A 4,991-nucleotide genomic window follows, 5' to 3' on the forward strand; every position below is an offset into this window, starting at 1 on the left:
GACACTGCGTAACCGATTGCAACGGCTCAATCGCAAGACGCCCGGATATTCAAAATCATCCGAAATGCACGATAGGATCATCGGTACTTACATCGAACGCGAGTACTACGTTTGATGCTACATCAACTCATTGAATACACGAACCCCGCATTTGGGCACCACCATCTTTACCCAAATGAGCGCGCTGGCGCAGCAGCATCAGGCGATCAACTTGTCATAGGGGTTCCCGGATTTCAGCGGACCCGATTACCTGCAACAGCGTCTGGCCTATCACGTTGCGCAAGGGGCGAACCAGTATGCACCGATGACCGGTGCGGCACCGTTGCGCAGCGCGATCGCCGAAAAAATCGCGGCACAGTATGGCTGGCAGCCCGATGCCGATAGCGAAATCACGGTCACAGCCGGGGCTACCGAAGCACTGTTTGCCACCATCGCCGCACTAGTGCGGCACGGTGATGAAGTTATCTGTTTTGATCCCAGCTACGACAGCTATGCGCCCGCTATTGAGCTGGCGGGCGGCGTGGTGAAACGCGTTGCGCTACAGCCGCCGCTGTTTCACGTGGACTGGGCAGCGTTTCGCGCGCTGTTAAGCTCTCGTACTCGTCTGGTGATTCTCAACACACCACACAATCCGTCTGCCACCGTGCGGCATCAGAGCGATTTCGAGCAGTTGTGGCAGGCGATTACTGACCACGAGATCTATGTGTTGAGCGATGAAGTCTATGAACACATCTGCTTTGTACCAGAAGGACACGCCAGCGTGCTGCGCCAACGCGCTATCGCGGTCTCTTCCTTCGGCAAGACCTACCACATGACCGGTTGGAAAGTGGGTTATTGCATTGCACCTGAGGCCATCAGTGCAGAAATTCGCAGGGTACACCAGTACCTCACGTTCTCCGTCAATGCGCCGGCACAATTAGCCATTGCCGATATGCTGCGCCATGCACCAGAGCACTGGCAGGAACTGCCGGAATTCTATAGGGCACGCCGTGATTTTCTGGTCAATGCGCTCTCCGCCAGCCGTTTTGAAGTGCTGCACTGTGAAGGAACTTACTTCCTGCTGGCGGATTACAGTGCCATTTCTGATCTTGATGATGTCACCTTCTGTCGTTGGTTGACGGAACACGCCGGCGTGGTGGCGATCCCGCTCTCGGTTTTCTGCGCCGATCCCTTCCCGCACAAATTGATTCTGCTATGCTTTGCTAAACAGGAATCTACCTTACAAGCGGTGGCGGAGCGCTTATGTCGACTTTAACTATCACGCTACTACAACAGCCTCTGGTATGGCTTGATGGGCCAGCCAACCTGAGCCATTTCGATGCCGAGTTGGAAACGGTGCGCGGAAGCGATCTTATCGTGCTGCCAGAAATGTTTACCACCGGATTCGCCATGAATGCCGCGGGCAAGGGGCTGTCACAATCGGTTGTGGAAACCTGGCTACAGGAGTGGGCCAAAGAGACCAATGCGCTTATCGGCGGCAGCATTTCTGTTTCCACCCCCAAAGGCGCAGTAAATCGCTTTGTGCTGGTTTCACCGCTGGGCGACATTTACCACTATGACAAACGCCACCTGTTTCGTATGGCCAATGAGCACCACCATTTTGAAGCCGGACATGAACGCCTGATTATCGAATGGCGTGGCTGGCGGATATTGCCGCAGATTTGCTATGACCTGCGTTTCCCGGTGTGGTCACGCAACCGCCAGGATTACGATCTGGCACTGTACGTGGCGAACTGGCCTGCCCCGCGCGCTCACCATTGGCGTACGCTGCTCGCGGCGCGCGCCATCGAAAATCAGGCCTATGTGGCAGGGTGCAACCGTGTCGGCGCTGATGGCAACGATCACAGCTATCAGGGGGACAGCCAGATAATCAATCCGCTGGGTGAGATCGTCGCACGTTCGCCAGGGAACCAGCCCGCGCAAATCAGCGCAGAGCTGTCGCTGGAAGCGCTGCAAAGCTACCGTGAAGCGTTTCCAGCATGGTGTGATGCAGACAGGTTCACACTGTAGTCAGTGAGACGGCGCAGGCCGTCATACTGTTTAGATGATACGTTTCATCACATGTATGCCATGTCCGCGTTAGGTTTCGTGCGCGAAAGCGTCATTGTATCTCTGCCACTCGCGTGGCACGCGCCCGACACGGGGTGTACAGTCGTCCCCACCCCGTGACACCGGGCTTTTTGCGGAATGCCGCCGCTACGCGGTCCCTTCGGAAACGGTAGCCTCCGGACGGACAGCGCTCAATGCGTTCCCGACGCGGCGAGCGCTTTCGCAGCATCCATGCTGCTCATCCTGGCGTCTCCCCTTTCCTCAGCAGCATTCGAAGCGGGCAAACACCAAAAATCACCACCAAACAAAATTGAACAAAATTGTCTTGCCGATATAACGGAAAAAGCCGCTATTTTTCACCAAAACTGAACACCACCGCCAGCCACGCTCGCAACGCCTGCGCCACATCCGCCATGGTGATCGACTCATCCGGGTGGTGGATAATCCCCCCTTTGCAGCGCACAAACAGCATGCCTACCGGCCAGCGCTCTGCTATCGCAATCGCATCGTGACCTGCACCGCTCGGCAAAGAGGGAGCACGCCCTTGCACCTGAGTAACCGCCTCACGCAGCAACCGCTGTAGCCCATCATCACAGCGCGTTGGGGCAATGCGGTAATACTCTTCAGCCTCAAAGCGGCAGCCGCGCGTCTGAGCAACCTGCTCGCCGTGAGACAATACGTTCGCCAACAACGCGGTCAGTGCTTTCTCTTCCGGCCCGCGCACGTCCAGCGTTAAACGCACCTCACCCGGTATCACATTCGCTGCCCCCGAAGCACATTGCAACGTACCGATGGTTGCTACCAAACCGGAAGCCTGCTCGCGTGTCAGTTGCTCAACCAGAACCATCCACTGTGCCGCTGCCGCCAGCGCATCCTGACGTTGCGTCATCGGCACCGTACCTGCGTGGCCCGCCGTTCCCTGAAAAACACAGTTTAACCGGCGCGCACCGTTTATCGCCGTCACCACGCCCAATGCGGCGTCATCATGTTCCAGACAGGGGGCCTTGCTCAATATGCATTTCCAGATAGGCCACAATACGTTGTGGCGTACGCGCTGTACGCCCAATTCCGTCCGGGCATAATCCCGCCTGCGACAACGCTTGTGATACGCTCACACTTTGCGCATCCTGACAGGATAACCAGCTTTCAGGCCAGGTACCGGTCAACCCTCGGCTGCCCAGCAGCGTAATACCAAAACGCGTTCCCTCTTCGTCACCAAATCCCACAATTTCCAACGCCACCGGCAGGCGAATCTGCTGCTGATGCAGAAAGCCCACCACTTCAATGGACACCAAAACGCCCAGCATGCCATCATAACGTCCGGCATTACGTACCGTATCAAGGTGCGAACCTAACAATACCGCCGGCGCATCGGGCAGATTGCCTTCATAGCGACCGCAGATATTGCCGACCGCATCCTGCAACACCCGCATTCCCGCTTCCCGCATCCATTCACCCACGCAGGTATTGGCGCGCAAATGCTGCGGCGACAGATAAACCCGCGTCAGTTGATCGGTATCTTCACTGATCTCTGCCAAGGTATCGCAGCGCCACATGACCCGCTCGGCGGCAGATTGCGCCGTAAAGCGCGATAACCACGGCGAACTCATTGCACAACTCCAGCGCCGGCGTCATAACGGTCCCATGCCGCCTGTAATGCCGCTCCCTGCACCGTGCGGAAACCGTGGCGGTTGAGCACCGCTTCCAACGCGCTCAGTGTTTGCATCACACAATCTTTGCGGGCGTTATACCCCATGGTACCGATGCGCCAGATTTTCCCCTGTAGCGGACCAAATGAGGTGCCGATTTCAATGGCAAAATCGTTCAGCAAGTGGCTTTGTTGAATAATAGTTATTCATGCTGTTTTGCCAAGCCAGTTTTGGTAGAAAATGCTTGTCCCCTCAGGTGTACAGCTTTCTCATGAGGCCTAACTGCATGATTTTGCGTTGCGATGATCCGTCGTTTCACTGGACTGCCAGCATAAAATCTATTTATTCAACAAAGCCTCAGCAAGCACTGGCGAATCTGCTCACCCTGTATGTCCTCAGGGATAACCACACCGGTCACGTTATTCATTTTGTGTTGCTTGTCACCGTAAATGCGCAACCCCATGCCTTCCAGACCGGCGACCAGCGCCTCACCGTGCAGTGCATGGCGCGCGATGCCCTTATCCAATCCCTCTTCGAGCATCACTCTGGCACATTCCCGTGCGGCAAACAGCATGCTGGTGGCTTCAGTATGGTGGTTCAGGCGCTCAGGCCCCCAATAGTCCACCACCATGCTGAGATCGAAATAGTTGGAGTAAATCATCTCGTCTTCACCGTCGCGATGTTCCTCTGTGCGAATCCCCTGTTCCACGCAGCGACGACGGCGTATGACCGCTTCCATCTTCGGGCTGAGGGTAATCTGCGCGCTGCCTGAAGGGCCACCCAGACACTTCTGCAACCCGGCAGAAACGGCATCCAATCCCTAGGCGCCCGTCTCCAGCGCGTTACCACCGAAAGACGCCGTTGCATCGGTATAAAACAGCACATCATGACGACGGAAGATATCCCCGAGTTCGGCCAGCGGCAGCAACATCGTGGTGGAGGTATCGCCTTGTACCGTCAGCAAGGAACGTGGGCGCAACCGCTGGATGGCATATTCAATCTTATCCGGGGTAAAGACTTCTCCCCAAGGCACTTCGATGGTGTGAACGTCAGCGCAACAGCGGTGCGCAATTTCACATAACAGATGCCCGAAACGCCCGAACACCGGTACCAAAACCCGATCACCGGAGCGGATCGCAGAGAGCAAAATGGGGCTTTGTTGAATAATAGGGAATAATGCTGTTATGACACGCCTGTTTTGGATTAAAATGCTGATTGCTCCGGGATGCATCACCACGCTCTGGATTTAACATACTGATTTTACGTCAAGGGAATCCGCAGCCTTTATGGCTA

3 protein-coding genes and 4 pseudogenes are annotated in these 4,991 nt (G+C 55.9%); 3 read left to right on the top strand and 4 right to left on the bottom strand.

Features of this window, described 5'->3' with window-relative positions; translation table 11 throughout:
- The 3 genes and pseudogenes from QZ506_RS00440 to QZ506_RS00450 all read left to right on the top strand — a co-directional run.
- The coding region (locus tag QZ506_RS00440) for an IS1 family transposase (protein ID WP_291968306.1) at positions 1-115 on the top strand (115 nt) is incomplete at its 5' end.
- A 60-nt stretch (positions 116-175) separates the two neighbouring features.
- Positions 176-1,255: pseudogene (locus tag QZ506_RS00445) on the top strand (pyridoxal phosphate-dependent aminotransferase).
- Positions 1,243-2,010, top strand: coding sequence for an amidohydrolase (locus tag QZ506_RS00450; RefSeq protein ID WP_291968304.1), 768 nt, complete (start codon positions 1,243-1,245; stop codon positions 2,008-2,010). Before QZ506_RS00445 ends, QZ506_RS00450 begins: the two are co-directional and overlap by 13 nt.
- Positions 2,011-2,398: 388 nt before the next feature.
- On the opposite strand, the pseudogene hpxK reads toward QZ506_RS00450, so the two are convergent.
- The 4 genes and pseudogenes from hpxK to QZ506_RS00470 all read right to left on the bottom strand — a co-directional run bounded on the left by hpxK (position 2,399) and on the right by QZ506_RS00470 (position 4,951).
- Positions 2,399-3,659, bottom strand: a pseudogene (hpxK, locus tag QZ506_RS00455) (allantoate amidohydrolase).
- Positions 3,656-3,880 (bottom strand): annotated as a pseudogene (locus QZ506_RS00460) (alanine--glyoxylate aminotransferase family protein); the annotation flags it as partial. The pseudogenes QZ506_RS00460 and hpxK, both read right to left, overlap by 4 nt.
- Positions 3,881-4,056: 176 nt before the next feature.
- A pseudogene (locus QZ506_RS00465) lies at positions 4,057-4,848 on the bottom strand (alanine--glyoxylate aminotransferase family protein); the annotation flags it as partial.
- Positions 4,820-4,951, bottom strand: coding sequence for a hypothetical protein (locus QZ506_RS00470; protein ID WP_291968305.1), 132 nt, complete (start codon positions 4,949-4,951; stop codon positions 4,820-4,822). The pseudogene QZ506_RS00465 and the gene QZ506_RS00470, both read right to left, overlap by 29 nt.
- Positions 4,952-4,991 lie beyond the last annotated feature (40 nt).

This window comes from Candidatus Symbiopectobacterium sp. (assembly GCF_020054415.1).
GTDB lineage: Bacteria > Pseudomonadota > Gammaproteobacteria > Enterobacterales > Enterobacteriaceae > Symbiopectobacterium.

What these genes read in the sequence shown, in the direction of transcription:
- QZ506_RS00470 (WP_291968305.1), bottom strand. Translation starts at nt 4,951, where the DNA reads ATGTTAAATCCAGAGCGTGGTGATGCATCCCGGAGCAATCAGCATTTT.
- QZ506_RS00450 (WP_291968304.1), top strand. Translation starts at nt 1,243, where the DNA reads ATGTCGACTTTAACTATCACGCTACTACAACAGCCTCTGGTATGGCTT.